This is a genomic window from Kitasatospora sp. NPDC057015 (assembly GCF_042673745.1).
Classification (GTDB): Bacteria; Actinomycetota; Actinomycetes; order Streptomycetales; family Streptomycetaceae; genus Kitasatospora.
Genome location: NZ_JBHUSG010000034.1, coordinates 87,440 through 112,329, shown reverse-complemented (window position 1 = coordinate 112,329; position 24,890 = coordinate 87,440). Strand labels below are relative to the sequence as shown.

Sequence of the window (24,890 nt, the reverse complement as noted above, 5' to 3'; positions counted from 1 at the left end):
CTTCCTTCGAGCCACTCTCGTGAACTCTCCGGGCGCTTCGTTCTTTCGTGTTTCCAGCTTATCAGACGTTCTCCGCTCCGTTTACCGGAGTTTCGTTCATCCAATTCCCTGGGGCCTTTCGGCGCTCCCGAACTCTAGCAGAGTTTCTCGGGCTGCTTTCCCTCGCGAATCCGAACCTGAATCCGAATTCCACCGGAGGGGAAGCGTGTCGCCACTGGGGCAACCCGGAGAACTGTACGGGGGCGGGACGCCACAAGCAAATCGCCCCCGCCGCGGTCTCCCGGGCAGGGGCGATCTGTGCGTTGAGCTGCGGCTCAGCGGACCTCGGTGATCTCCGGGCCACGCGCGAACGGGTCGAGCGCGGCACCGCCGAAGCGGTTGCCGGCGGCGTCCTCGGCGGGCACGGCGCCACCGTCGGCGACCATCTGGGCGTCCTCCGGGAGCTTCAGCACGATGGGGTCGCGAGGCGCCATCGGGATGTCACCGCGAACGACGACGGTCTGCTGGAAGACCTGCTCCAGGATGCCGGCCATCTCGGGCTGCACCGCAGCCTGGCCGGAGATCACTCCGCGCAGGAACCAGCGCGGGCCGTCGCAGCCCACGAACCGGACCAGCTGGACACCCTGGGTGCCGTCCGGAAGCTGGACGGGGACCTGGGCGCGGAGGTGCCAGCCCAGCGGGCCCTCCTCCTCCTCGACCAGACCGCCCTGCGAGGTGATGCCGGTGGCGATCTCCTCGCGGACCTCGCCCCAGATGCCCTCGGACTTCGGGGCGGCGAAAGCCTGCAGCTGGATTGCGCTGTTGCCGAGGACGAGAGTGGCGGCGACGATCGAGTCGCCGGCCACCTCCACCCGCAGCTCCATGCCCTCGACTCCGGGGACCAGCAGACCGCCGAGGTCGACTCGGCCCTCCTCCGGCTGCTCCAGCTCGGAGTGGTCCCAGGGACCGTCCGGACGGGGCGCCGGCGGCAGGCCGACCCGCTCGGTCGGGTCCGGCTCGGTCACGTTCTCGCTCTCGGAGTCGGCGGAACCTTCGACGTCATCGGCCGTCTCGTCGGCGCTGATGGCGTCGTCGGCGAGCTGCTCGACAGCGTCCTCGCTCTTCTGGCGACGACGGAACACGGTCACTGTCCTTCCCGGTCCAAGACCGACACGAATACCTGCTCGGCCGCGGGCAGCCTAGACCGCGGCATGGCCACCGGTCGACCCGAACCCGCCTTCGGCGCGTGCCGATCCGGGCAGTTCGGCCACCTCGTGGAAGCGGGCCTTCTCGACCTGCTGGACGACCAGCTGGGCGATCCGGTCCCCACGGCGGAAGCTGACACCCTCGCGCGGGTCCAGATTGACGACGATCACCTTGATCTCCCCACGGTACCCGGCATCGACCGTCCCTGGGGCGTTCACAAGGGCAACTCCGCAACGAGCTGCGAGCCCCGAGCGCGGGTGCACGAACGCCGCGTAGCCGTCCGGCAGCGCAATGGCGATGCCGGTCGGCAGGACGATCCGCTCGCCGGGGGCGAGTTCGGCGTCGACCGTGGTGCGCAGGTCCGCTCCCGCGTCGCCGGGCTGGGCGTAGGCGGGCAGGGGCAGCTCCGGGTCGATTCGCCTGATCAGAACGTCTACCGGCGGGCGGGCGGTGGTGCTCACGGATTCACCTCAAAGGCTCGGGTGCGCTTCAGCAGGTCGGTGTCGTCCAAGGCCTTCTTGACGTCCTCGGGCCGACCGTGCCGAGTGAAGTGTTCCAGCTTCACCTGGATGAAGAGCGCCTGCGCCGTGATCGCCACCGGCCCGTCCGGGCCGCCGATCCGGCCCTCGGCCGCGCTGTAGATCTTCCGTCCGTGCACGCCGGTGATCCTGGCCCGGATGTGCAGCACCGAGTCGACCGGTACCGGGCGGACGAAGTCCGTCTCCAGACGGCCGGTGACGGCGGCGGAGTGCAGCAGCCAGTTCAGCGAGCCGAGGGTCTCGTCCATCGCCGTCGTCAGCAGGCCGCCGTGGGCCAGCCCGGGACCGCCCTGGTGGCCGGACCCGACGGTGAACTCGGCGACGACGTCCAGCCCCTCGCCGGCCACGACGTTCATCCGCAGCCCGGCCGGGTGCTGGGGCCCGCAGCCGAAACAGTGGTCGTAGTGCGAGCCCAGCGGGGTGCCCGGCGCGGGGGCCTCGGGCGCCCGGGGCGGCAGGACGGCGTCCGGCGGCGGCGTGGTCGGGGAGGGCTGGACGGCGGGGCGCTCGGTGGGCTGCTCCGAGCCCGTCGGCGCCGGCTGGGAGGCTATGGATCCGGTCACGGAACCAACCCTACCGACCGGTAGGAACTGTGGCGCCGGGGGCGCCGTCCGCGTCCTCAGGGGCCGGTGCCCACAATGGGGGCATGTACGACGAACGCCTCACCGCTCCCCGCTCCTGGTGGCTCCTCCCGGTCGCGCTCGGGCTGACGCTCGCGCTCATCCTGCTGCGGGTCGGCGGGGTGGCTGCACTGATCGGCCTGGTGGTCGGCGTGGCGGCCGGCGCGGCCGCGGTCAACAGCTACGGGTCCGCCCGGATCCGGGTGGTGCAGGGTTCGCTGGTGGCCGGCCAGGCCCGGATCCCGGTGGAGGCGCTCGGCGAGGCGCACGCGCTGACCCCGGTCGAGGCGGTGGCCTGGCGCGGGGTGAAGGCCGACCCGCGGGCGTTCATGCTGCTGCGCAGCTACGTCCCGACGGCGCTGCGGGTCGAGGTGACCGACCCGGCCGACCCGACGCCGTACCTGTACCTGTCCACCCGCTCGCCCGAGCGGCTGGCCGCGGCGCTGGCCCAGGCCCGACGACGTACCGCCTGAGCCCTCCGGGGCCGGCAGAACGGGAGGAGGGACGGTTCCGCCGCTGCGGGACCGTCCCTCCTGTTTCCCGTGCCTCCGGTGCCGTCGGGGGCCCCGGGGGCGCAGGCGCCGCAGCCGCTGTCACGACTGCCGCTACTGCTGTTACTGCTGTTACCGCCGGTGGTGCTGTTGCTGCCGTGTACTGCAGGACCAGCCTGCCGGTGCGGCCGACGGAACGGCCGCCGATTCTGCCTCCAGCCCCGCTGCCCGGGGCCGGACGGGGCGGTGTGCCGAGCCCACGGAAGCCGTGGGGCCCGGGCCCTGACCGCCCGGTGCTCAGGCGCCGCAGTCCCGGCAGATCGGGTTGCCGTTCTTCTCGCTGTACAGCTGGCTGCGGTGGTGCACCAGGAAGCAGCTCATGCAGGTGAACTCGTCGGCCTGGCGCGGGAGCACCCGGACCGACAGTTCCTCGTTCGAGAGGTCCGCGCCGGGGAGCTCCAGGCCCTCGGCCGCCTCGAACTCGTCGACGTCGACCGAGCTGGTCGACTTCTCGTTGCGACGAGCCTTCAGTTCTTCGATGCTGTCCTCGTTGAGGTCGTCATCGGTCTTGCGTGGGGTGTCGTAGTCCGTTGCCATGTGTTCGCTCTCCCCCTCCGGGTGTCTGCGGTGTGTGCGGTATCTCCAGCGCACGTAACGCACGGGGGGCCGGTCTTGTGCCCGACCCGAGGCCGAGATTTTGCCTTACTTCAAGCCCTGTTACTCAATCGACACTCAGCCGCGGCCCGGTCGGGGTGCTCCCGGGGGCCCCGAACGGCCTCGCCCGGGGGCGTCCCGGGCTCCCCCGCCGGCGCCCGCCGCGAACACTCCCCGTAGTCGGGGAGCGGGCTGATCGCCGTCGGGATGCCGTCCCACCAGGCACTACTCCGTACGGAGCACGAGCGGGGGGCCGGCGATCCGGTCACGGAAAGCGACCGGCCCGGCTGGCGACATGATCACCCTACGGGGTCGCCCGATCGTGTGGCGCTACCTGGTGTGACCTTGCTCACGTTATGAATTTTTCGGGCGAAATCTGGGAAATCCACCCACCGTCGACACCCCGACGGCGCCCCCGGCGGACTACTTCCTCGCCGCGTTGGCCGCCCGGCGGGCCAGCAGGGCCGCCTGCCGCTCGTCGAACTTGGTGGCCTGGGCGTCCAGCCCGTCGAGGAACAGGCCGAGCTCCTGCTGCGCCTGCAGGCCCTCCGGGCCGAGGCCGCCGATCTCCATCACCTTCAGGTGGCGCAGCACCGGCTGCAGCACGTCGTCGTGGTGGATCCGGAGGTTGTAGATGCCGCCGATGGCGATCTGGGCGGCGGAGCGCTCGAAGCCGGGCATGCCGTGGCCGGGCATCCGGAAGTTGATCACCACGTCGGCGATCGCGCGCATGGCCTGGTCCGGGGCGATCTCCAGGGCGGCCTTCAGCAGGTTGCGGTAGAAGACCATGTGCAGGTTCTCGTCGTTCGCGATCTTCGCCAGCAGCTGCTCGCAGAGCGGGTCGCCGGCGAAGTGGCCGGTGTTGCGGTGCGAGATGCGGGTCGCGAGCTCCTGGAACGCCACGTACGCGACCGAGTGCAGCATGCTGTGCGCGTTGTCGGACTCGAAGCCCTCCGACATGTGGATCATGCGGGCCCGCTCCAGCTCGACCGGGTCCACGGCGCGGGTGGCCAGCAGGTAGTCGCGGAGCGCTATGCCGTGGCGGCCCTCCTCGGCCGTCCAGCGGTGCACCCAGGTGCCCCAGGCGCCCTCGCGGCCGAACATGGTGGCGATCTCGTGGTGGTAGCTGGGGAGGTTGTCCTCGGTCAGCAGGTTGACCACCAGCGAGATCCGGCCGAGCGGGGTGACCTTGGACTGCTCCAGCGCCCAGGCCTCGCCGCCGAGCACACCGTCGAAGTCGCGCCCCTGGCTCCACGGGACGTACTCGTGGGGCATCCACTCCTTGGCGACCTTGAGGTGGCGGTTGAGCTCGGTCTCCACCACCTCTTCGAGGGCGAGGATCAGACGCGCGTCGGTCCAGGCGGTCGAACCGGTCGATGCGGTGCGCTGCACGGGGGCGATGGTCACGGCTCTTGCTCCTGAGGGACGGGCACCCGGGGGCCACACTTACGGATGCGTAGGTTACGACACCGTAAGTTGCTCGGACCGGAAAAGACAAGCCGCCCCCGCCAGCACTTATGTCGTTCTGACACGGCCGGCGGAGGCGGCGGGGATGGTCCGCGCACGGAGCGCGGGGACACCCGAGGGCGTGTGCGGGCGCCTACGGCCCGCGGACGGGATCAGGCGCCCGGAATGCGCACCCGCATCGTGAGGCCGCCTCCGGCGCGCGGAGTGGCCTCGATGGCCCCGCCGTGCGCCCGGACCACCGAGCGGACGATGGAGAGCCCGAGGCCCACGCCCTTGTCGCTCCGGGTCCGGTCCGCGCCCTTGACCCGGCGGAACGGCTCGAAGATGTGCTCCAGCTCGTAGCCCGGGACCACCGGCCCGGTGTTGCTCACCACCAGCTCACCGCCCCCGCCCGGGGCCTCCGCGGTGGAGATCTCCACCCAGCCGTCGGCCGCGTTGTAGCGCACCGCGTTCTGGATCAGGTTGAGCGCGATCCGCTCCAGCAGGACCCCGTTGCCCGAGACGACCGCCGGCGCCAGGTCCGCCCTGAGCTCCACCTCGCGGCGCGCCGCCTCCGGCCGGATCTGCTCCAGCGCCCTGGTGGCCACCTCGGAGAGCTCCACCGGCCGCCGGTCGACCAGCTCGTTGTCGCTGCGGGCCAGCAGCAGCAGGCCCTCCACCAGCTGCTCGCTGCGCTCGTTGGTGGCGAGCAGGGTCTTGCCGAGCTGCTGGAGGTCGGTCGAGGCCGCCGGGTCGGAGAGCTGGACCTCCAGCAGCGTGCGGTTGATCGCCAGCGGCGTGCGCAGCTCGTGCGAGGCGTTGGCGACGAACTTGCGCTGGGAGTCGAACGAGCGGTCGAGGCGGTCCAGCATGTCGTCGAAGGTGTCGGCGAGCTCCTTGAGCTCGTCGTCGGGGCCGTCCAGCTCGATCCGGCGGTGCAGGTCGGAGCCGGCCACCTCGCGGGCCGTGCGGGTGATCCGGCCGAGCGGGCGCAGCACCCGGCCGGCCATCGCGTAGCCCGCCGCGAAGGCGATCACCGCGAGGCAGACCAGCACGGTGAGCGACTTGCGCAGAAGGGTGTCCAGGGCGTGCTGGGACTGGACCGACTGGTAGTTGCTGAACCACTGGTTGAAGGTCTGCGCCGTCACGCTCTGGCCGTCCGGCGTGAGGATCGAGACGCCCTGGCCGATCTGCAGCTTGGGCGGGGCCGCGTCGTGGAAGGCCTGCTGCATGAAGACGTACATCAGCAGCAGCAGCACGACCCCGGCCATCAGGAACATGCCGCCGTACAGGAGGGTCAGCCGCATCCGGATGGTCGGCCGGAACGGCATCCAGGCCAGCAGCCCGTCGCCCGGCGTGTAGATCTGCTCGTGCCGGTGGGACTCGATCCTGGGCGGCTGCGGGGGTTGCGCCGGGCGGGGCGGCACGGCGCGCGGGCCACCGACGGGCGCGCCGTGGGGCCCGCCGGCCGGGGGCGGGGTGGTCATGGTGGTCCTCTCGGGGGGTGTCCGGGCGGCGGGGCCCGGCGGGGTGGGGCCCGGCGGGGTGGGGCCGGCGGAGGTCAGATCCGGTAGCCGGACCCCGGGACGGTGATGATCACCGGCGGGTCGCCGAGCTTGCGGCGCAGGGTCATCACGGTGACCCGGACGACGTTGGTGAAGGGATCGGTGTGCTCGTCCCAGGCCTTCTCCAGCAGCTGCTCGGCCGAGACGACGGCGCCGCCGGCCCGCATCAGCACCTCCAGCACGGCGAACTCCTTGGGCGCGAGCTGGATCGGCCGGCCCTCCCGGATCACCTCGCGACGGCCGGGGTCGAGCGAGATCCCGGCGCGCTCCAGCACCGGCGGGAGGGGGACGGTCGCGCGGCGCCCCAGGGCCCGCACCCGGGCGACGAGCTCGCTGAAGGCGAACGGCTTGGGGAGGTAGTCGTCCGCGCCGATCTCCAGGCCCTCGACCCGGTCGCTGATGTCGCCGGAGGCGGTCAGCATGATCACCCTGGTCGCCAGGCCCTGGTCGACCACGCTGCGGCAGACGTCGTCACCGTGCACCAGGGGGAGGTCGCGGTCGAGGACGACGACGTCGTAGTCGTTCACCGCGATCCGCTGCAGTGCGGCCTCCCCGTCGTAGACCACGTCCACGGCCATCGCCTCGCGGCGCAGTCCGGTGGCGACGGCTTCGGCGAGCAGCTGCTCGTCCTCGACGACGAGTACCCGCACGATGGTTGTCCCTTCTCCTGGCCCCGCCCACCGTGGACCGTCCGCCCGGCGTGCCGCGCGGGCGCGGCCGGGGTCCACCGGGAGCGGACGCACGACTCCGACGGTGGGTCCATCCTGCCTGGTGGTCGGGTAAAGCTCGGGTAAGAGCCCCGGCCGCCAATCAGAGGGTCGCGCTCCGCTTGGACTGTGACGCGGGCAACTTTCTCAGCCGGGGAGGTTTCCCCCGCCGGGGGCGGGGGAGGACACGTGCACACCCGCGATCTGGCTGTTGGCCGGTCGCACCCACCCGCCGTGCGTTCATCCGCACCGGCCTGGGGGCTGGGACGTCACCGGGAGCGGCCGCAGGCCGTCTCCGCGCCCGACCGGAGAAGCACAGGCCCGGTCCCGGACGCTTTCGTTGGCACCGGACCCACTCGCCGGGGAACACACGACCGTGCACGTCCGACACAGTAAGGGGGCCCGTATGGACGCCTTCACCGCCGGAATCCTGCAGCGCATACAGAACGCCGAACAGGATCTGCACCGCGCAATCGAGTCCGGGGACGAGTTCCTCGCCGAGGTCGAGCAGTCCGAGCTGGACGACCTCCGCCGGCTCGCCGCCGACCACGGCGTCGACACGGTGCTGGAGCGGCACCGCGCCGCTGCCTGACACCGCCACACGTCCGACCCACCACACGCAGGACCCACCGCTGCCCGACCCGCCGGAAGTCCGGTCCGACCCGCAGCGGTCCGCGAAAACCCAAGCCCTGGTGCCCCCGCGCCAGGGCTCTTCGCTGCCCCGGGCCGGCGCGGCGCCGCGCCGGCCCGGGGCGGCGGGGTCAGTCGCGCCAGGCGCCGAGCTCCTCCAGCCGGGCCTGCAGCGGCTCGAAGACACCGGGCGGTGCGGTGACGGTGAGCCGTCCGTCGGCCGGCTGCCCGGGGCGCCCGCCGCAGAGCGCGCCGGCCTCCGCGGCGATCAGCAGTCCGGCCGCGCGGTCCCAGGGCTGGAGGCCGCGCTCGTAGAAACCGTCCAGGCGGCCGGCGGCGACGTCGCAGAGGTCGACGGCGGCGGCCCCGGCCCGGCGGATGTCGCGAACCTCCGGCATCAGCGCGAGCAGCACCTCGGCCTGCCGCACCCGCACCGACTCGACGTAGCCGAAGCCGGTGCCGATCAGCGCCCGGCCCCACGGGGCGGCCGGGCGGGTGCGCACCGGCCGGCCGTTGAGGTGGGCCCCGCCGCCGAGCACGGCGTGGAAGACCTCGCCGCGGGCCGGCACCGCGACCACGCCGACCACCGCCCGGCCGTCCAGCTCGGCGGCCACGCTGACACCCCAGGAGGGCAGGCCGTACAGGTAGTTGACGGTGCCGTCGAGCGGGTCGACGACCCAGCGCACCCCGCTGCTGCCCGGGCGGTCGGCGCCCTCCTCGCCGAGGTAGCCGTCGTCGGGGCGGCGGCCGGTGATCAGTTCCAGCACGAGCTTCTCGGAGGCCAGGTCCATCTCGGTGACCACGTCGACCGGGCTGCTCTTGGTCCCGGCCACCCCGAGGTCGGCGGGGCGGCCGTCGTGCAGCAGGGCGCCGGCCAGGTCGGCGGCCTCCAGCGCGACGGAGAGCAGTTCGTCGAGCAGTTCGGGGCTGGGCACGCGGTCGGGCACGGGTCGGTCCTCTCGGCGGGGTGGTGGGCGCTCAGGCGCCGGCGGCGGCCGGGCGCGGGGCGCGCGGGTTGGGGCAGCAGGCGGCGGCGCAGACGTCCCGGGCCGGGCCGAGCCGCCCGAGGGCGCAGCGCTCGGGGGCGGCGCCGCGCTCGGCGGCGGCCCGTTCCAGGACGAGGTCGCGGACGGCGGCGGTGAAGCGGGGGTCGGCGCCCACGGTGGCGGCCCGGGCGACCGGGAGGCCGAGCTCGGCCGCCTTGGCGCGGGCCTCGGTGTCGAGGTCGTACTTGACCTCCATGTGGTCCGAGACGAAGCCGATCGGCACCATCACCACGGCGGGGGCGCCGGCCTGCTGCACGGCCTCCAGGTGGTCGCAGATGTCCGGCTCCAGCCACGGGACGTGCGGCGCGCCGCTGCGGCTCTGGAAGACCAGCTCCCAGGGGCGCTCGGGCGCGCCGGTGGCCTCGGCGACGGCGTCGGCGATCAGCCGGGCGACCTCCAGGTGCTGGGCCACGTACGCGCCGCCGGGGGTGCCGCGGGCCGGGTCGTCGGGTGCGCCGGAGGCCTCGGCCATGGTGTCGGGGATGGAGTGGGTGGTGAAGGCGAGCCGGGCGCCGGGCCGGACGGACGCGGGCAGTTCGGCCAGGGCCGCCAGGGTGGCGTCGATCATCGGGCGGACGAAGCCCGGGTGGTTGTAGAAGTGGCGCAGCTTGTCGACCCGCAGCTCGGGCAGGCCCTCGGCGGCGAGCCGGGCCAGGGCGTCGGCGAGGTTCTCGCGGTACTGGCGGCAGCCGGAGTAGCCGGCGTAGGCGCTGGTGGCGAGGACGGCGATCCGGCGGTGGCCGTCGGCGGCCATCTCCCGCAGGGTGTCGACCAGGTAGGGCGCCCAGTTGCGGTTGCCCCAGTAGACCGGCAGGTCGAGGCCGTGGCCGGCGAAGTCCTTGCGCAGGGCGGCGAGCAGTTCGCGGTTCTGCTCGTTGATCGGGCTGACCCCGCCGAACAGGAAGTAGTGCTTGCCGACCTCCTTCAGCCGCTCCGGCGGGATGCCCCGGCCCCGGGTGACGTTCTCCAGGAAGGGCACCACCTCCTCGGGGGCCTCGGGCCCGCCGAAGGAGAGCAGCAGCAGGGCGTCGTAGGGCGCCGCCGCACCGGAGGGGGCGGCCGGGGCGGCCGCGCCGGCCGCCCGGGCGGCGTCGGCCCCGGTGCCGGAGACTGAGGGTGTGTGCGCGTCGGACATGCCACTGATCCTGCCACTGCGGCGGCCGGGGCCGCGGGCAGGTCCGGGCCGCCGCGTCCGGTGAAATTCCCTTTGCCAGGCTACGTAAGCTGTGTTTGCCTGCAATGTTCCTTACCCTCACTCGGAGCCCCCCGTGCTGTCCAGCTACCGCCGGATCTTCGCCGCCCCCGGCAGCCTGGCCTTCTCCTCGGCCGGGTTCGTGGCCCGGTTGCCGATCTCGATGACCGGCATCGGGATCGTCACGATGCTGGCGCAGCTGCGCGGCTCGTACGGGGTGGCCGGCGCGGTGGCCGCGACGCTGGCGCTGGCGGCCGCGGCGGCCGGCCCGGAGGTCTCCCGGCTGGTGGACCGCTACGGGCAGCGCCGGGTGGCACTGCCCGCGACCGCGCTCGCCGTCGCCGCCACCACCGGACTGCTGCTCTGCGCCAGGTTCGGCGCCCCGGACTGGACGCTGTTCGTCTGCGCAGCGGTGATGGGCACGATGCCCAGTACGGGTGCGATGGTCCGCGCCCGCTGGGCGCACCTCTACCGCGAGGAGGCACCCAGGCTGCACACCGCGTACTCGTTCGAGGCGGTGGTGGACGAGGTCTGCTTCATCGTCGGACCGATCCTCTCCATCGGCCTGGCCACCGCCGTCTTCCCGGAGGCCGGGGTGCTGCTCGCCGGGGTGTTCCTGTCGGTGGGCGTGGTGCTGTTCACCGCGCAGCGCGGCACCGAGCCGCCGGTCCACCCGTCGGCGCACGGCGGCCGCGGATCGGCGATCGGCACCGCCGGGCTCCAGGTGCTGGTGCTGACCTTCGTCGCGACCGGTGCGATCTTCGGTTCGGTGGAGGTGGTGACGGTGGCCTTCGCGCAGGAACAGGGCCACACCGCCGCCGCCAGCCTGGTGCTCGCCGTGTACGCCCTCGGCTCCTGCCTGGCCGGCGTGGTGTTCGGCACGCTGAAGCTGGCGGGGTCGATGGCCCGCCGGTTCATCCTCGGGGTCGCCGTGATGGCGGTCAGCATGGTGCCGCTGGTGATCGTCGGACAGACGGTGTCCGGCACGGCCGGCCTGGTCGCGATCGGCGGCGCGCTGTTCCTCGCCGGCACCGCGATCTCCCCGACCCTGATCACCGCGATGGCCCTGGTCGAGCGCCTCGTCCCGGCCGCCCGGCTGACCGAGGGGATGACCTGGACGACCACCGGGCTGGCCCTCGGCGTGGCCCTCGGCTCCTCCGCGGCCGGCTGGCTGGTGGACGCCGCGGGCGCCCCCGCCGGCTACTGGGTGCCGGTCGGCGCGGGTGCCTTCGCCGCGCTCACGGCGCTGGCGGGACTGGGCCGGTTGCACGCCGGGCTGCCCGCCTCGGGTACCGGCGAAGAGGCCCCGCAGACCGTAGACCTGGGGCGTTGAACTGGCTACGCTCCCTACCCACGGGTAGCGGTCGGGCGTGCGGCGCACCGCTCCACGCTGGACAGTGCCGACGCCGTTCGGCCACGGAGCAGGAGGCACCGCAATGCCCCAGGCCATCACCGCCGGCCGCTGGACCAACTGGGCCGGCAACCAGAGCACCCACCCCGCCGAGGTGGCGACGCCGGCCTCGGCGGCCGAGCTGGCCGAGCTGGTCCGGCGGGCCGCCGAGTCGGGCCGGACGGTCAAGGCGGTCGGCTCCGGGCACTCCTTCACCGCGATCGCCTCGGCCGGCGACGGCGTCCTGGTCCGCCCGGACGGCCTCACCGCCGTCCGCGGCCTGGACCGCGAGGCCGGGACGGTGACCGTGGAGTCCGGCCTGCCGCTCTCCCGACTGAACCGGCTGCTGGAGTCGGCCGGCCTGTCGCTGACCAACATGGGCGACATCGAGGTGCAGACGGTCGCCGGCGCCACCAGCACCGGCACCCACGGCACCGGTCGCGACTCCGGCTCGCTGGCCGCCCAGATCCGGGCCCTGGAGATCGTCCTCGCCGACGGCAGCGTGCAGCACTGCTCGCCGACCGAGAACCCCGAGCTGTTCCAGGGCGCCCGGCTCGGCCTCGGCGCGCTCGGCGTGGTCAGCGCGATCACCTTCGGGGTGGAGCCCGCCTTCCTGCTCACCGCCCACGAGCAGCCGATGCGCTTCGACGAGGTGCTCGGGCGGCTGGACGACCTGGCGGCCGTCAACGAGCACTTCGAGTTCTACTGGTTCCCGCACACCGACCGCTGCTCCACCAAGCGCAACAACCGCAGCCAGGGGCCGGCCGCGCCGCTGCCCCGGTTCAAGGCCTGGCTGGACGACGAGTTCCTCTCCAACACGGTCTGGGAGGGCGCCTGCCGGGTGGGCCGGCGGTTCCCCGGCTCGGTGCCCTCGATCGCGGCCCTCGCCAGCCGGGCCTGGTCGGAGCGGACGTACACCGACACCGCGTACAAGGTGTTCACCAGCCCGCGCACGGTGCGCTTCACCGAGATGGAGTACGCGGTGCCCCGCGAGGCGGCCACCACCGTGCTGCGCGAGCTGAAGGCCCTGGTCGAGCGCTCCGACTGGCGGATCAGCTTCCCCGTCGAGGTGCGCTTCGCCCCCGCCGACGACCTCTGGCTCTCCACCGCGAGCGGGCGCGACAGCGTCTACATCGCCGTCCACCTCTACCGGGGCACCGCCGAGCAGGGCTACTTCACCGAGGTGGAGCGGCTGATGACCGCCCACCGGGGCCGCCCGCACTGGGGCAAGCTGCACACCCGGGACGCCGAGTACCTGGCGGGGGTGTACCCGCGGTTCGCCGACTTCACCGCGCTGCGCGACAAGGTCGACCCGCAGCGGCTGTTCGGCAACGACTACCTGCGGCGGGTGCTGGGCGAGTAGGCGCGGCGGCGCCGGGACGGGCCGCGCGCTCACGGGACGGGACCGGCCGCCTCACGGCGTCGGGGCGGCGGAGGCGGGCCCGACGTCCGGGCCACCGGGGGCCGGCGAGGATCCGCTGCCGGAGCCCGCACCGCCGGACGGGGTCGCGGCGGCGCTCCCGGCGGGAGTGCCGGACTCCGGGGACGCCGGCCCGCCCGTGGACGGTGCGGCGGACGGCCCCGGGGACTTTCCGCCGGAGGGTGCGGCCGACGGCGAGGCGCCCGGGCCGGCCGGGGACGGCGAGGGCTGCGGCGAGGCCGGCGACGCGCCGGACGGGGTGGACTGGTCGGACGGGGTGGACTGGTCGGACGGGGTGGACCGGTCGGACGGCCGGGTCGACGGGGTGCCGTGCACCGTCCCGCCGAAGGACGTCCCCTGCCCCGTCCCGCCCTGGACGGTCGCCGACACCGGCTGGCCGGTCGCCAGCTCGAATCCGACGATCGGCACCATCGCCAGGAGGAAGACCAGCCCGGAGGCCGCCGCGTAGGACTTCCAGGTCCACCGCGGCCGGGACCGCAGCACCCGGGAGCTGTTCCAGTCCGCGGACGGGGCCGGCGGGCCGGCCGCCGGGCCGCCATCGGTCGTCGCGAGGTCCGGCCGGCTGGCCTTCTCCCCACGGCGGGTCACGCCGGGCCCGGTCGCGCCGCGATCGGTTCCGCCGCGATCGGTCGAGCCGCGGTCCGTCGCCACCCGCAGCTGGTCCCCGGTCCGCCGGAAGAGGTGGTGGAACACGGCCGTACTGGTGGTGGCGGCGACACTGACCACCGCCGCGCCGATGACGGTTCCGGCCACCCCGAGTTCGGAGGCGAGCAGCGCGCCGACCATGGTGGCGAGGGCGCTGGCCGCGACCTGAGCCATGCTCAGATCAATCCTTTTCCCGCCCTTTCCGCCCTCCTCGGCGGACTTCTGCTCCGGCATCGACATCCCTCAGTCGGTTCGACCATTCTTCGAACAAGTCATTCCATCTTGCCCAAAGAAGGACACAAGGGGCGAATGTCCGGTTCTTTGCAGTCGATATATGTGAAGATGATCACCGTCCGGTTGCCAACGGTCCGCCGTTGAAGTGGCAGCTCTTGAGATTCCCGTGAATCGCGGGAGACTTGAGCGGCGAGCCGCCCCTCCGGATGCCACGAATGGAGTACTGTTCGTGGAGCCTGAGCCTTCGGTCGACTTGTCGACTGCCCATCAACCGGCAGATCGCCCGACGACCACGGAACAGGAACGCACGGCGGCGCCCGTCCCGGATCGTCGCGTCACTCCACGTGCGAGGACGGCCGGGACACCCAGGCGCGACGTCGACCGGTGACGTGGCAAAAAGGCAACCGTGCCACAGCGGCGTGCCCGGGCAACAGCCCGACACGCCGGGGAACTCAGCAAGGTTGTGGCCAGCCGCCAGTGGGCAGGCCACACTCAGTACGGGAGCAGCGACGCAGGTGACGTCGGCAGGCACCACCCGGGAGGTAACCGTGCCCGAACTGCGCGTCGTGGCCGTCAGCAACGACGGCACACGGCTGGTGCTCAAGGCTGCCGACAGCACGGAGTACACCCTCCCCATCGACGAGCGGCTGCGCGCCGCCATCCGCGGGGACCGGCCGCGCCTCGGTCAGATCGAGATCGAGGTCGAGAGCCACCTCCGCCCCCGGGACATCCAGGCGCGGATACGAGCAGGTGCCTCCGCCGAGGAGGTCGCCCAGGCCGCCGGCATCTCCGTCGACCGGGTCCGCCGCTTCGAGGGTCCGGTGCTGGCCGAGCGCGCCTTCATGGCCGAGCGCGCCCGCAAGACCGCCATCCGCCGGCACGGCGAGTCCACCGGGCCCCAGCTCGGCGAGGCCGTCGCCGAACGGCTCGCCCTGCGCGGCGCCGAGAAGGACACCGAGCGGTGGGACTCCTGGCGTCGCGACGACGGCACCTGGGAGGTCATCCTCGGCTACCGCGCGGACGGCGAGGGCCGCACCGCCAGTTGGACGTACGACCCGCCGCGGCGGCTCGTGCAGCCCAACGACGACGAGGCCCGCGCGCTGATCGGCGAGAACGTCGAGCGCGAGGACGAGCAGGTCTTCCCGTTCATCCCGCGGATCGCCAGGCTGCCGCACGACCGGCCGCTGCGCCCGATGATCGACCGCCCCTCCGCGGACCGCATCATGTCGGCCCGTGAGGTACGGGAGTCGCGGGAGGCCACGGCCGAGTCGCGCGACTCGCTGACCAGCCTGCTGGACGTGGTGCCCGCCTTCCGCGGTGACCTCGCGGTCGGCGCCCCCGCCCCGGTGGAGCCCGCCGTCGCGGAGGTCGTCGAGGAGGTCGAGGAGCCGGCGGCCCCGGCGGCCGGCATCGGCGCGGGCTCGGCGTACGCGGACATCCTGATGCCGCGCGCGGTCGCGCCGCACCGCGAGCGGCTGGTCGGAACCACCGACCGGCAGGCCGAGGCGGACGGCGTGCGCCCCGGGCGGCGGGCGACCGTGCCCAGCTGGGACGAGATCGTCTTCGGCAGCCGCCGCAAGAAGCAGGAGTAGCGGCCCGGCCCGCGAAGGGCGCAGGTGCGCACGAGGGCGGCCGCTCCCCCGACGGGGGGCGGCCGCCCTCGCGTACGCCCGGCCGTGCGGCCGGTGGTGACGGCGGGTCAGCCCTCCTCGGGCCCGGTGGCGACCGGGCGCTGCGGGTCGCGCGACCACTCGCTCCACGAGCCCGGGTACAGCGCGGCCGGCAACCCGGCCAGCTCCAGCGCCAGCACCTGGTGCGCCGCCGTCACACCCGAACCGCAGTAGACCGCCACCTCGCGCTCACCCGCGCCGAGCGCGCCGAAGCGGGCGGCCAGAGCGGCGGCCGGCAGGAACCGCCCGTCCGGACCGGTGTTCTCGGTGGTCGGCGCCGACACCGCGCCGGGGATGTGCCCCGCCTTCGAGTCGATCGGCTCGACCTCCCCGCGGTAGCGCTCGCCGGCCCGGGCGTCCAACAGCAGCCCCCGGCGGGCGAACGCGGCCGCGCCGTCCGCGTCCACGGTCGCCATCCGGCCCGGCACCGGCTTGAAGTCGCCCGCCGCCGCCGGCGGCACCTCGGTGCTGAGCGGCAGGCCGGCCGCCTCCCAGGCGGCGAGGCCGCCGTCCAGCACCCGTACGTCGGGGTGGCCGGCCCAGCGCAGCAGCCACCAGGCCCGGGCCGCCGACATCGCCGGACCCGCGTCGTAGACCACCACCGGCCGGTCGGCGTCGACCCCCGCGCGGCTCAGCGCGGCGCCGAGCGTCTCCTCGTCGGGCAGCGGGTGCCGGCCCGCGGTGCCGGGCGGGGCGGCGAGCTCGCGGTCCAGGTCGACGAAGTACGCGCCGGGCAGGTGCCCGGCCTCGTAGTCGCCCACGCTGGAGGTGCGGCCCAGCTGGAAACGGATGTCGAGCAGCACCGGCGGCCGGTCGGCGGCGAGCGCCGCCGCCAGATCGGCCACGGAAATCAACGGCGAGTTCTTCGGGAAGCTGTCCATGGCCGACATTCTCGCGCAGCGGCGCCGCACGGAAGCTCTTTGTCCCTTCTTTGCCCGCCTCCTCCGCGCGGCCGGCCACCGCCGGCGCACCGGTGGTGCGAGCATCGCCCCCTACGCGTGCACCGGCCGCGTCGATCGCTTCGTCGCTCCGTGAGGAGGCCTGCCATGCCCGCGGTGACACTCCGTCTGGCCCAGGGCACGCCCTGCTGGATGAGCCTGCTGACCGACGACCTGGAGGGCGCCCGGGCCTTCTACGGCCGGCTGTTCGGCTGGGAGTACTCCCCCGGCCCCGCCCGGATCGGCCCGTACGTCCGGGCCCGGGCCGACGGCTCGCCGGTGGCGGGCCTCGGGGTCTCCCCCGGCGCGCCGGGCCACCCGGTCGGCTGGACCACGTACTTCGCGGCGGACCACGCGGACGAGGCGAGCCAGCGGGTGCGCGAGTGCGGCGGCACCGTCGCGGTCGGACCGGTGCAGGCCGGCGGGGCCGGGCGCCTCGCCATCGCGGCCGACGTCTCGGGCGCGGTGTTCGGGCTCTGGCAGGGCGAGGAGCACCTCGGCTGGGAGCGGACCGGCGAGCCGGGCACCCCCGCCGCGACCTCGCTGCTCACCCCCGACCCGTCGGGTGCCCGCGCGTTCTACCGCGCCGTGCTGGCCTGCGAGGTGCGGGACCGGACGGCCGGCACCGAAGCGTGCGAACTCCTCGCCGCCGGAAGGCCGGTGGCCGGGATCCGCCGCACCTACGGCCGGGCCCCGGCGCGCTGGCGGGCGTGCTTCACCGTCGCGGATCCGGACCGGACGGCAGCCCTCGCGGTGGCGGCGGGCGGTACGGCCGTGAGCGCGCCCGGCCGGGACCCCGGGGCCCGCGCGACCGGCCACGACCCCGCCGGCGAACGCGTCGTGCACCTGGCGGACCCGCGCGGCGGACTGTTCTCGGTGGTCGGACCGACCTGATCCGGCCGGGCCGCCGGGGGCCTCAGGCCTGCTGCTCGAACGGGAGGACGTCCGGCGAGAGCACCGAGGCGCGGGCCGTCGCCGCGGTCAGCCGCCGGCGGTGGTGGCGGCGGCAGAGCACCTCGTAGCCGATCTCGTGCTCGCTGACGGAGATGTCGCCGACGACCACCTGCGCGCCCTCGACGACCATCACGCCGCCGACCGTCCGGGCGTTGTGGGTGGCCCGGGCGCCGCACCAGCAGAGCGCCTCGACCTGGAGGACCTCGACCCGGTCGGCGAGCTCGATCAGGCGCTGCGAGCCGGGGAACAGCCGGGTGCGGAAGTCGGTCGTGATGCCGAAGGTGAACACGTCGATGCCCAGTTCGTCGACGACCCGGGCCAGCTGGTCGACCTGCTCGGCCGCGTAGAAGTTGGCCTCGTCGCAGATCAGGTAGTCGACCCGGCCGCCCGCCGAGAGCAGCTGCACCACGTGGGCGTGGAAGTCGAACGCGTCCGTCACCTCCACCGCCTCGGCCCGCAGCCCGAGCCGGCTGGAGATGGTCGAGGCACCGGCCCGGTCGTGGCGGGAGAAGATGATCCCCTGCCGCCCGCGCGCGGCGTGGTTGTGGTCCAGCTGGAGCGCGAGCGTCGACTTGCCGCAGTCCATCGTCCCCGAGAAGAACACCAGTTCAGCCATGGGTGGTGCAGAGGCCCTTCGGTTGAGGTCGGACGGTATCGGGAAGGTCAGCCGCGGACTTCGAGCAACGGCACGTGCTGCTCGACCGACGTCATCGACCCGTGCAGGCCGATCATCGTCGACTCGCCCGGCTCGCTGCGGGAGGCGATCACCGCCACGTCGTCCCGGGCCGCCGCGACCACGTCCCCGATCCGCTGGTAGACCCGGTCGTCCACCGAGGGGCCGAACCAGCCGGCCGCGATCGCCTGCTCGCGGGTGGCCACCCACATCCGGTCGCCGAGCACCTCGCTCCACACGGTGAAGACGTCCGCGGCCGCCCCCGGGACGGCGTACACGTGCCGGGCCCGGCCCTCCCCGCCGAGCAGCGCGACGCCGGCGCTCAGCTCCCAGTCCTCGTCGAAGTCGATCCGGTCCTCCGGCGCGATGTCGATCATGCCGTGGTCGGCGGTGACGTAGAGCGCCGAGCGCGGCGGGAGCTGGTCGGCCAGCCGCCGGGCCAGCCGGTCGACGCTGTCGAGGGTCATCCGCCAGTCGTCCGAGTCGACCCCGAACCGGTGGCCGGCGCCGTCCAGCTCGCTCACGTACGTGTAGACCAGCGCCCGGTCGTGGTCGGTCAGCCAGCGGGCCGCCAGGTCCATCCGCTCCTCGCCGGTGGTCCGGCCGAGGAAGGTGCCGCCGGACAGCGCCACCCTGGTCAGCGGGGTGGTCGAGAACAGCGGCGAGGACACCTGGCAGGTCGCCACGCCGGCCGCGTGGACCTGCTCGAAGACCGTCGGGTACGGCTGCCACACGCTGGGCTCGGTCGGCGGCTGCCAGCGCAGCTGGTTCATCAGGTACCCGGCGCCGGGCACCGCCACCGTGTACCCCGCCAGCCCGTGCAGGCCCGGCGGCAGACCGGTGCCCACCGAGGCCAGCGAGGTCGCGGTGGTGGCCGGGAACCCCGCGGTCAGCGGGCGGCCGGTGTTGCCGAGCGAGCTGCCGATCAGCGAGCTGAGGAAGGGCGCGTACTCGGGGTGGCGCAGCAGCAGCTCCCAGCCCAGGCCGTCGACCAGGAACACGGCGACCCGGTCGGCCGGCGCGATCGGCAGGGTGGAGGTGAAGCCGGCCACTCCGAGCCCGGCCGCGACCGAGGGCAGCAGGTCGCAGAGCGACCCGCTGCCGTACAACGGCGCGGGGGCGTCGGCCGGATCCAGGATCTCGTAGGAGTCGTAGCCGTCGGCGGGTGCGAGAGTCATCGTGAAGGTGTCTGTTTCCTGGGCTGTCCGGGAGCGGTGGTCAGGCCCGGCCGCTGCTGATCGTCGCCTCGGACAGCGCCCGGGCGAAGACCAGTGCCTGGGCGACCGTCTCGGGTCCGTCGCCGGCCTCGCTGACCCGCAGTGACAGGTCGTCAGCCGTCGCCGACCCGGTGTAGCCGTGGTCGGCCTCGCAGTTCGGGTCCGAGCAGCCGGCCGGCTCCAGGTCCAGGCGCTGCACCGCGCCCCAGCCGATGGTGAGGACGACCTCGCGCGGCAGGGTGCCCGGCGTGTACGTCTCCGGGTTGGAGACCATCCGGCTGAGCACGACGGAGCCGATCCGGTCGAGCCGCACGCACTCCGTCGAGGTGGTCGCGTAGGGCACCGGGCTGTTCGCGTCGCCGGACTGCTCGTCGGTGTGGCTCACCACGAAACGGGTCTGGGTGAGGACCAGCACCGTGACGTGCCGGCGGACCTCGTTGGCGTCGAAGGTGGTCTCCTGGTGCACCAGGTAGGAGCTGATCGGCTCGGAACCCACCGCGGACTCGACCGCCTCGGACACCAGGGCAGGGTAGTAGCCGCTGCGCTCGATCGCCGAGCGCAGGTCCTGAGTGGTGGTACCGGTCTTGGCCATAGCTCCATCCTGGCATGGTCCGCCGACGAAGCGGGCGGCACGGCGCCGGGGATCCCGGCGCACGGGCGCCCCGGATGGGGCGCAACCAAGGAAGGTTACAGGCTGCTCATGGCACGCGGGCCCAGATCGCTGCGTACGGGCAGCGGCGCGATCCGTACCCGCGCCCCCAGGATCGCCAGTCCGTGCGGGGCCACGACCACCGGTTCGAGATCCACCGCCGCCACCTCCGGCAGGTCGTCCACCAGGCAGGACACCCGCAGCAGCAGTTCCTCCAGCGCCGCGGTGTCCACCGGGTCCGAGCCCCGCCAGCCGAACAGCAGCGGCGCCGCCCGGACCTCCCGGATGAGACTCGCCACATCCTGGTCGGTGGCCGGGACCAGCCGGTGGGCGACGTCCCCGAGCAGTTCCGCGGGGGCGCCGGCCAGGCCGAACGACAGGATGGTGCCGACCGCGGGGTCGACGGTGGCACCGATCACGGTGTCCACCCCGCGCGGCGCCAGGCCCTGCACCACCAGCCGCGCCTGGGCGGCGCCGCCCAGCAGCGCGTCCAGCTCCCGGTGGGCCCGGCGCAGCCCGGGCTCGCCGGTGAGGTCGAGGCGGACGCTGCCGAGGTCCGGGCGGTGGCGCAGGTGCGGCGCGGTGGCCTTGAGCGCGACGGGGTAGCCGAGGGTGGCGGCGGCGCGCACCGCGCTCTCCTCGTCGGGCGCCGGCAGCGTCGGGTGGACGTCGATGCCGTAGGTCGCCAGCAGGGCGTTCCCGTCCGCCTCGGGGAGGGTGATCCGGGCGCCGCCCGGCTGCAGGCGGGCGGCCGCGGCGGCCCGGGTGCCGAGCGCCGTCTCGACCAGCCTTCGCGCCGCCCCCTCGTCGATCCGGTCCAGCTCGGGGACTCGCGCGGTCTCCTCGGCCTCGGCCGTACGGCGCCGCCAGTCGGCGTACCGGACGGCGTGCGCGAGTGCGTGCACGGCCCGTTCGGGCGCCGGGTACGCCGGGATGCCGCCGGTGCGGAGCCGGCCGGGCAGGTCGGTCAGCGCCAGGTGGGCCAGTACCAGGGGCTTGCCCAACTCCCTGGCCCTGGATGCGGATTCGAGGAGGGCCTCGGCGATCTCCGGGTCGTCCGAACCGGGGTCGTCCTCGTGCAGCCGGCCGCCCATGAAGGCGTGCGCGGCGGTGCCGATCGGCGGGATGGCCACCGCGATCACCGCGTCGACCGCCGGGTCGGCGAGCGCGGTGTCCAGGGCTATCCGGAAGTTCTCGCCGGTGGCGGCCGTGGTCAGGTCGACCGGGGTGCGCGGGCGCAGCCCCGCGCTGAGGCAGGCGTCATGGGTGAGCAGGCCCATCGAGTCGGAGTTGCCGACCACGGCCACCCGGTCGCCGGGCGGCAGCGGCTGGCGGGCCAGCAGCTCGCCGGCGTCGAACAGCTCGGTGATGGTGTCCACCCGCAGCACCCCGGCCTGCTGGAACAGTGCGTCCACGGTGGCGTCGCGCAGGCCGCTCGCGGCCGGCTGGACGGCGTGCCCCGGCGGCAGGCTCCCCGTGTGCCGGGCGCCCTTGACCACCACCACGGGCTTGACGGTGGCCAGCCGACGGGCGATCCGGGTGAACTTGCGGGGGTTCCCGAAGGATTCCAGGTACAGCAGCACCACGTCGGTGGCCTGGTCCTCCTCCCAGTACTGCAGCAGGTCGTTGCCGGAGACGTCCGAGCGGTTGCCCACCGAGGCGAAGGAGGAGACGCCCAGGCCGCGGCGGTGCGCGGCCTCCAGCAGGGCGACGCCGATCGCCCCGGACTGGCAGAAGATCCCGAAACCGCCGCGCTCGGGCAGGACGGGCGCGAGCGAGGCGTTCAGCGGCTGCTCCGGGTCGGTGTTGACCAGCCCGAACGCGTTCGGGCCGATCACCCGCATGCCCGCCGCCCGGGCCTGGCGGACCAGCGCGCGCTGCTGGTCGCGGCCCTCCGGGCCGGTCTCCGCGTACCCGGCGGTGACCACCACCAGGCCCTGCACGCCGTGGGCGCCGCAGTCCGCGACGGCGGCGGGCACGGCGGCGGCCGGCACCGTGATCACCGCGAGGTCAACCGGCCCGGGGATCTCCAGCACCGAGCGGTGGACCGGCACGCCGTCCAGCTCTGACCCGGGCGGGAGGTTGCGGTTCACCGCGTACACCGGCCCGCGGAAGCCCTTGAGGTCGCGCAGGACGGCCCGGCCGACGGTCTGCGGATTGCGCGAGACCCCGACCACGGCGACCGAGCGGGGGGTGAGCAGCCGCTGCACCGAGCGCGCCTCCGCGCGGTGCTCGCGGGCGCGCATCACGGCCAGCGAGGCCGCGGTCGGCTCCAGGTCGAACTCCAGGTGCACCACGCCGTCGGCGAAGCTGCGGCGCTGGGTGTAGCCGGCGTCGGTGAACACCTTGACCATCTTGCGGTTCTCGGGGAGCACCTCGGCGATGAAGCGGCGGATGCCCCGCTCCTGCGCCACCGCCCCGATGTGCTCCAGCAGCGCGGAGGCGACGCCCCGGCCCTGGTGCGCGTCCTGCACCAGGAAGGCGACCTCGGCGTCGGTGCCGTCCTCGGAGGGGCGCCCGTTCTCGTCGATGCGGTCGTAGCGGACCGTGGCGATGAAGCGGTCGCGGACCACCACGGCCAGGCCCACCCGATTGACGTAGTCGTGGTGGGTGAAGCGCCGGACGTCCTTGTCGGAGAGCCGGGGGTAGGGCGCGAAGAACCGGAAGTACTTCGACTGGTCGGACACCTGCTCGTAGAACTCCACCAGTCGCGCCGCGTCGGCGGTGGTGATCGGCCGGATCCGGGCCGTCCCGCCGTCCCGCAGCAGGACGTCGGCCTCCCAGTGCCGGGGGTAGCCCTGCTCGTCGGTCGGCTTCGCCTGCGGTACCGGAGAGTCGTCCACATTCGTCAGGTTATCCGGCGGCGAGCCGCATGGCGCCGGGCGCGCACCGGCGGCAGTGTGGAAGGACGGCCTCCGGTGGCCCGGCCGGGGTGACACCGCCGGTCAGCGGGCCGCCGCGGCCGCGCTCGGCGGCGGAGCAGTCCGGCGCGCATGCGACACTGGTCTAGACAACATGGCCGTCTACGTAACATGGCCAGCAACACCGAAAGGCACGTCTCATGGCTGAGCGCCGCGTCACCATCGGTTGGGCCGAGGGCCTGCACGCCCGTCCCGCCTCCATCTTCGTCCGCGCCGTCACGGCCACGGGCGTGCCGATGACCATCGCCAAGCCCGACGGCAAGGCCGTCAACGCCGCGTCGATGCTCGGCCTGCTCGGCCTCGGCGCCGAGGGTGGCGAGGAGGTCGTCCTCGCCTCCGACGCCGAAGGCGCCGACAGCGCCCTGGACCGCGTCGCCAAGCTCGTCCACGAGGGCCTCGACGAGCTGCCCGCAGCCTGAGCCGTCGCCGGCCGGAGGGGTGCGCCACAGCGGGACGGCGCACCCCTCCGGCATGCCCGGACCGGGCGGGCGCCGGGCAGTTCGCGCGTGCGGCAGCGGGACGACCGCGCCGCCCGTCATGGGCGGGCCCCCGCTGCACGGAGATCCGCCCATGACGCAGGGCCCTTCGGTCAGCCCTTCACGCAGACGACCTGCTTCAGGTGGGCGACCACCTCGACCAGGTCCCTCTGCTGGGCGATGACCTTCTCGATCGGCTTGTAGGCACCCGGGATCTCGTCCACGACGCCACTGTCCTTGCGGCACTCGACGCCCTTGGTCTGCTCGGCCAGGTCCTTCGTGGTGAACCGCTTCTTGGCCGCGGTCCGGCTCATCTTCCGGCCCGCTCCGTGCGAAGCCGAGTTGAAGGCCGTCTCATTGCCCAGACCGCGGACGATGTACGAACCGGTCCCCATCGAGCCGGGGATGATCCCGAAGTCGCCGGAGCCGGCCCGGATCGCGCCCTTGCGGGTGACGAGCAGGTCGACGCCGTCGTACCGCTCCTCGGCGACGTAGTTGTGGTGGCAGCTGATCACCTGGTCGAAGCCGACCCGCGCCTTCGCGAACTCGCGGCGCACCACGTCCTGGAAGAGCGCCATCATCACCGCGCGGTTCTTCTTGGCGTACTCCTGGGCCCAGAACAGGTCCTGCCGGTAGGCCTCCATCTGCGGGGTCTGCGCGATGAAGACCGCGAGGTCGCGGTCGACCAGCCCCTGGTTGTGCGGGAGCGAGCGGGCGACGCCCATGTGGTGCTCGGCCAGCTCCTTGCCGATGTTGCGCGAGCCGGAGTGCAGCATCAGCCACACGGAACCGGACATGTCCACACATACCTCGATGAAGTGGTTGCCCGACCCGAGGGAGCCCATCTGCTGCATCGCCCGCTCGCGCCGCCACTTCACCTCGGGCGCGACCGTGTCGAACCGCTCCCAGAAGTCGTCCCAGCCGGTCGCGCCGAAGCCGTGGAGCTTGCGCGGGTCGACCGGGTCGGTGTGCAGTCCGCGGCCCACCGGGATGGCCTGCTCGATCTTGGAACGCAGTCGGGAGAGGTCGTCCGGCAGGTCCTTCGCGGTGAGCGAGGTCTTCACCGCGCTCATCCCGCAGCCGATGTCGACGCCGACAGCGGCTGGGCAGACGGCGCCGTTCATGGCGATCACGGAGCCGACGGTCGCGCCCTTGCCCAGGTGGACGTCGGGCATCACGGCGAGGCCGTGCAGCCAGGGCAGCGTGCTGATGTTGCGCAACTGCTGGATGGCCTGGCCCTCGACGGTGGCCGGGTCGGTCCACATCCGGATCGGGACGCGGGCTCCGGCGATCTCGTACGGGGCGGGTACTGCGGTCTGCGACATGACTGAACGACCTCCGGGGTCGACTGGTTTCCATGCTAGTTCGGGGGGTGCCGCGCGAAGCTTCCGGCGTGGCTCGGGTACGACCTGGACGCGGCGCTCAGGAGCTGCGGCGTCGGCGCGAGGCGGGACGGGGCAGTCTCGGGGAGCGCTGAGCGCCGGTGGGGCGCAGGGTGGGCTCGACCCGCATGGTGACCGCCTCCTTCCGTCGTCCTGGCACCTGCGCAGCACGTTCGGCTGCGGGATGTATCTACCCACGGGGGCGCCGGGCGCGGCAAGGGAATT

At 73.6% G+C, this 24,890-nt stretch carries 24 protein-coding genes; 8 read left to right on the top strand and 16 right to left on the bottom strand.

The window, feature by feature from the left end; translation table 11 throughout:
* Positions 1-314: 314 nt before the first annotated feature.
* The 3 genes from ACFTWP_RS27455 to ACFTWP_RS27445 are packed head-to-tail and all read right to left on the bottom strand — an operon-like array spanning position 315 to position 2,182.
* Positions 315-1,121: a DUF3710 domain-containing protein gene (locus tag ACFTWP_RS27455; RefSeq protein ID WP_380267554.1), complete on the bottom strand. Its 807-nt coding sequence runs from the start codon at positions 1,119-1,121 to the stop codon at positions 315-317.
* A 57-nt stretch (positions 1,122-1,178) separates the two neighbouring features.
* The gene (gene dut / locus ACFTWP_RS27450) at positions 1,179-1,646 is read right to left on the bottom strand and encodes a dUTP diphosphatase (protein ID WP_380267553.1); all 468 of its coding nucleotides are present in this window, start codon (positions 1,644-1,646) and stop codon (positions 1,179-1,181) included.
* Positions 1,643-2,182: a PaaI family thioesterase gene (locus ACFTWP_RS27445; protein WP_380267560.1), complete on the bottom strand. Its 540-nt coding sequence runs from the start codon at positions 2,180-2,182 to the stop codon at positions 1,643-1,645. Before ACFTWP_RS27445 ends, dut begins: the two co-directional genes overlap by 4 nt.
* Before the next feature lie 188 nt (positions 2,183-2,370).
* Here ACFTWP_RS27445 and ACFTWP_RS27440 point away from each other — a divergent pair, with 188 nt between their 5' ends.
* Positions 2,371-2,817 (top strand): DUF3093 domain-containing protein, encoded by a 447-nt coding sequence (locus ACFTWP_RS27440; protein WP_380267552.1) that lies wholly within the window; start codon positions 2,371-2,373, stop codon positions 2,815-2,817.
* Between the two features lie 315 nt (positions 2,818-3,132).
* Here the strand turns inward: ACFTWP_RS27440 and ACFTWP_RS27435 are convergent, their stop codons facing one another.
* From ACFTWP_RS27435 to ACFTWP_RS27420, 4 genes are all read right to left on the bottom strand, one after another.
* Entirely contained in the window at positions 3,133-3,432 is a 300-nt protein-coding gene (locus ACFTWP_RS27435) for a DUF4193 domain-containing protein (protein WP_073924890.1), read from the bottom strand.
* 480 nt (positions 3,433-3,912) lie between these two features.
* The gene (locus ACFTWP_RS27430) at positions 3,913-4,896 is read right to left on the bottom strand and encodes an acyl-ACP desaturase (protein ID WP_380267551.1); all 984 of its coding nucleotides are present in this window, start codon (positions 4,894-4,896) and stop codon (positions 3,913-3,915) included.
* 212 nt (positions 4,897-5,108) lie between these two features.
* Positions 5,109-6,422, bottom strand: a complete 1,314-nt coding sequence (locus tag ACFTWP_RS27425) for a sensor histidine kinase (RefSeq protein ID WP_380267550.1) — start codon at positions 6,420-6,422, stop codon at positions 5,109-5,111.
* 74 nt (positions 6,423-6,496) lie between these two features.
* Complete coding sequence (locus ACFTWP_RS27420; RefSeq protein WP_380267549.1) at positions 6,497-7,150, bottom strand: response regulator transcription factor; 654 nt, start codon at positions 7,148-7,150, stop codon at positions 6,497-6,499.
* A gap of 463 nt (positions 7,151-7,613) precedes the next feature.
* Here ACFTWP_RS27420 and ACFTWP_RS27415 point away from each other — a divergent pair, with 463 nt between their 5' ends.
* A complete protein-coding gene (locus ACFTWP_RS27415) occupies positions 7,614-7,799 on the top strand; it encodes a hypothetical protein (protein ID WP_073924886.1) in 186 nt (61 codons plus the stop codon).
* Positions 7,800-7,968: 169 nt separating this feature from the next.
* Here ACFTWP_RS27415 and ACFTWP_RS27410 read toward each other — a convergent pair whose 3' ends face one another.
* Together ACFTWP_RS27410 and ACFTWP_RS27405 are read right to left on the bottom strand one after the other, a co-directional pair.
* Complete coding sequence (locus ACFTWP_RS27410) at positions 7,969-8,784, bottom strand: inositol monophosphatase family protein (protein ID WP_380267548.1); 816 nt, start codon at positions 8,782-8,784, stop codon at positions 7,969-7,971.
* Positions 8,785-8,815: 31 nt separating this feature from the next.
* Entirely contained in the window at positions 8,816-10,018 is a 1,203-nt protein-coding gene (locus ACFTWP_RS27405; RefSeq protein WP_380267547.1) for a ferrochelatase, read from the bottom strand.
* Positions 10,019-10,151: 133 nt separating this feature from the next.
* On the opposite strand from ACFTWP_RS27405, the gene ACFTWP_RS27400 reads away from it, so the two are divergent.
* Positions 10,152-11,408, top strand: coding sequence for an MFS transporter (locus tag ACFTWP_RS27400; protein WP_380267546.1), 1,257 nt, complete (start codon positions 10,152-10,154; stop codon positions 11,406-11,408).
* Between the two features lie 103 nt (positions 11,409-11,511).
* Complete coding sequence (locus tag ACFTWP_RS27395) at positions 11,512-12,828, top strand: D-arabinono-1,4-lactone oxidase (protein WP_380267545.1); 1,317 nt, start codon at positions 11,512-11,514, stop codon at positions 12,826-12,828.
* 51 nt (positions 12,829-12,879) lie between these two features.
* On the opposite strand, the gene ACFTWP_RS27390 is transcribed toward ACFTWP_RS27395, so the two are convergent.
* A complete protein-coding gene (locus tag ACFTWP_RS27390; protein ID WP_380267543.1) occupies positions 12,880-13,725 on the bottom strand; it encodes a hypothetical protein in 846 nt (281 codons plus the stop codon).
* Positions 13,726-14,300: 575 nt separating this feature from the next.
* Here ACFTWP_RS27390 and sepH point away from each other — a divergent pair.
* Complete coding sequence (sepH, locus tag ACFTWP_RS27385) at positions 14,301-15,377, top strand: septation protein SepH (RefSeq protein WP_380267542.1); 1,077 nt, start codon at positions 14,301-14,303, stop codon at positions 15,375-15,377.
* 107 nt (positions 15,378-15,484) lie between these two features.
* Here sepH and ACFTWP_RS27380 read toward each other — a convergent pair whose 3' ends face one another.
* On the bottom strand, positions 15,485-16,336 hold the full coding sequence (locus ACFTWP_RS27380; protein WP_380267541.1) for a sulfurtransferase: 852 nt from the start codon (positions 16,334-16,336) through the stop codon (positions 15,485-15,487).
* Between ACFTWP_RS27380 and ACFTWP_RS27375 the strand changes: the two genes are divergently transcribed.
* On the top strand, positions 16,335-16,490 hold the full coding sequence (locus tag ACFTWP_RS27375; protein ID WP_380267540.1) for a hypothetical protein: 156 nt from the start codon (positions 16,335-16,337) through the stop codon (positions 16,488-16,490). The genes ACFTWP_RS27380 and ACFTWP_RS27375 overlap by 2 nt on opposite strands.
* 11 nt (positions 16,491-16,501) lie before the next feature.
* Entirely contained in the window at positions 16,502-17,287 is a 786-nt protein-coding gene (locus ACFTWP_RS27370; RefSeq protein WP_380267539.1) for a VOC family protein, read from the top strand.
* Positions 17,288-17,309: 22 nt separating this feature from the next.
* On the opposite strand, the gene ACFTWP_RS27365 is transcribed toward ACFTWP_RS27370, so the two are convergent.
* The 4 genes from ACFTWP_RS27365 to ACFTWP_RS27350 all read right to left on the bottom strand — a co-directional run bounded on the left by ACFTWP_RS27365 (position 17,310) and on the right by ACFTWP_RS27350 (position 22,729).
* A complete protein-coding gene (locus ACFTWP_RS27365) occupies positions 17,310-17,963 on the bottom strand; it encodes a thymidine kinase (RefSeq protein ID WP_380267538.1) in 654 nt (217 codons plus the stop codon).
* 47 nt (positions 17,964-18,010) lie between these two features.
* Positions 18,011-19,198, bottom strand: a complete 1,188-nt coding sequence (locus tag ACFTWP_RS27360) for an alkaline phosphatase family protein (RefSeq protein WP_380267536.1) — start codon at positions 19,196-19,198, stop codon at positions 18,011-18,013.
* 40 nt (positions 19,199-19,238) lie between these two features.
* Positions 19,239-19,829: a DUF5998 family protein gene (locus ACFTWP_RS27355; protein WP_380267535.1), complete on the bottom strand. Its 591-nt coding sequence runs from the start codon at positions 19,827-19,829 to the stop codon at positions 19,239-19,241.
* Positions 19,830-19,924: 95 nt separating this feature from the next.
* On the bottom strand, positions 19,925-22,729 hold the full coding sequence (locus tag ACFTWP_RS27350; protein ID WP_380267534.1) for a GNAT family N-acetyltransferase: 2,805 nt from the start codon (positions 22,727-22,729) through the stop codon (positions 19,925-19,927).
* A gap of 218 nt (positions 22,730-22,947) precedes the next feature.
* Between ACFTWP_RS27350 and ACFTWP_RS27345 the strand changes: the two genes are divergently transcribed.
* Complete coding sequence (locus tag ACFTWP_RS27345) at positions 22,948-23,226, top strand: HPr family phosphocarrier protein (protein ID WP_380267533.1); 279 nt, start codon at positions 22,948-22,950, stop codon at positions 23,224-23,226.
* A 170-nt stretch (positions 23,227-23,396) separates the two neighbouring features.
* On the opposite strand, the gene ACFTWP_RS27340 is transcribed toward ACFTWP_RS27345, so the two are convergent.
* A complete protein-coding gene (locus tag ACFTWP_RS27340) occupies positions 23,397-24,608 on the bottom strand; it encodes an RtcB family protein (RefSeq protein ID WP_380267532.1) in 1,212 nt (403 codons plus the stop codon).
* Positions 24,609-24,890 lie beyond the last annotated feature (282 nt).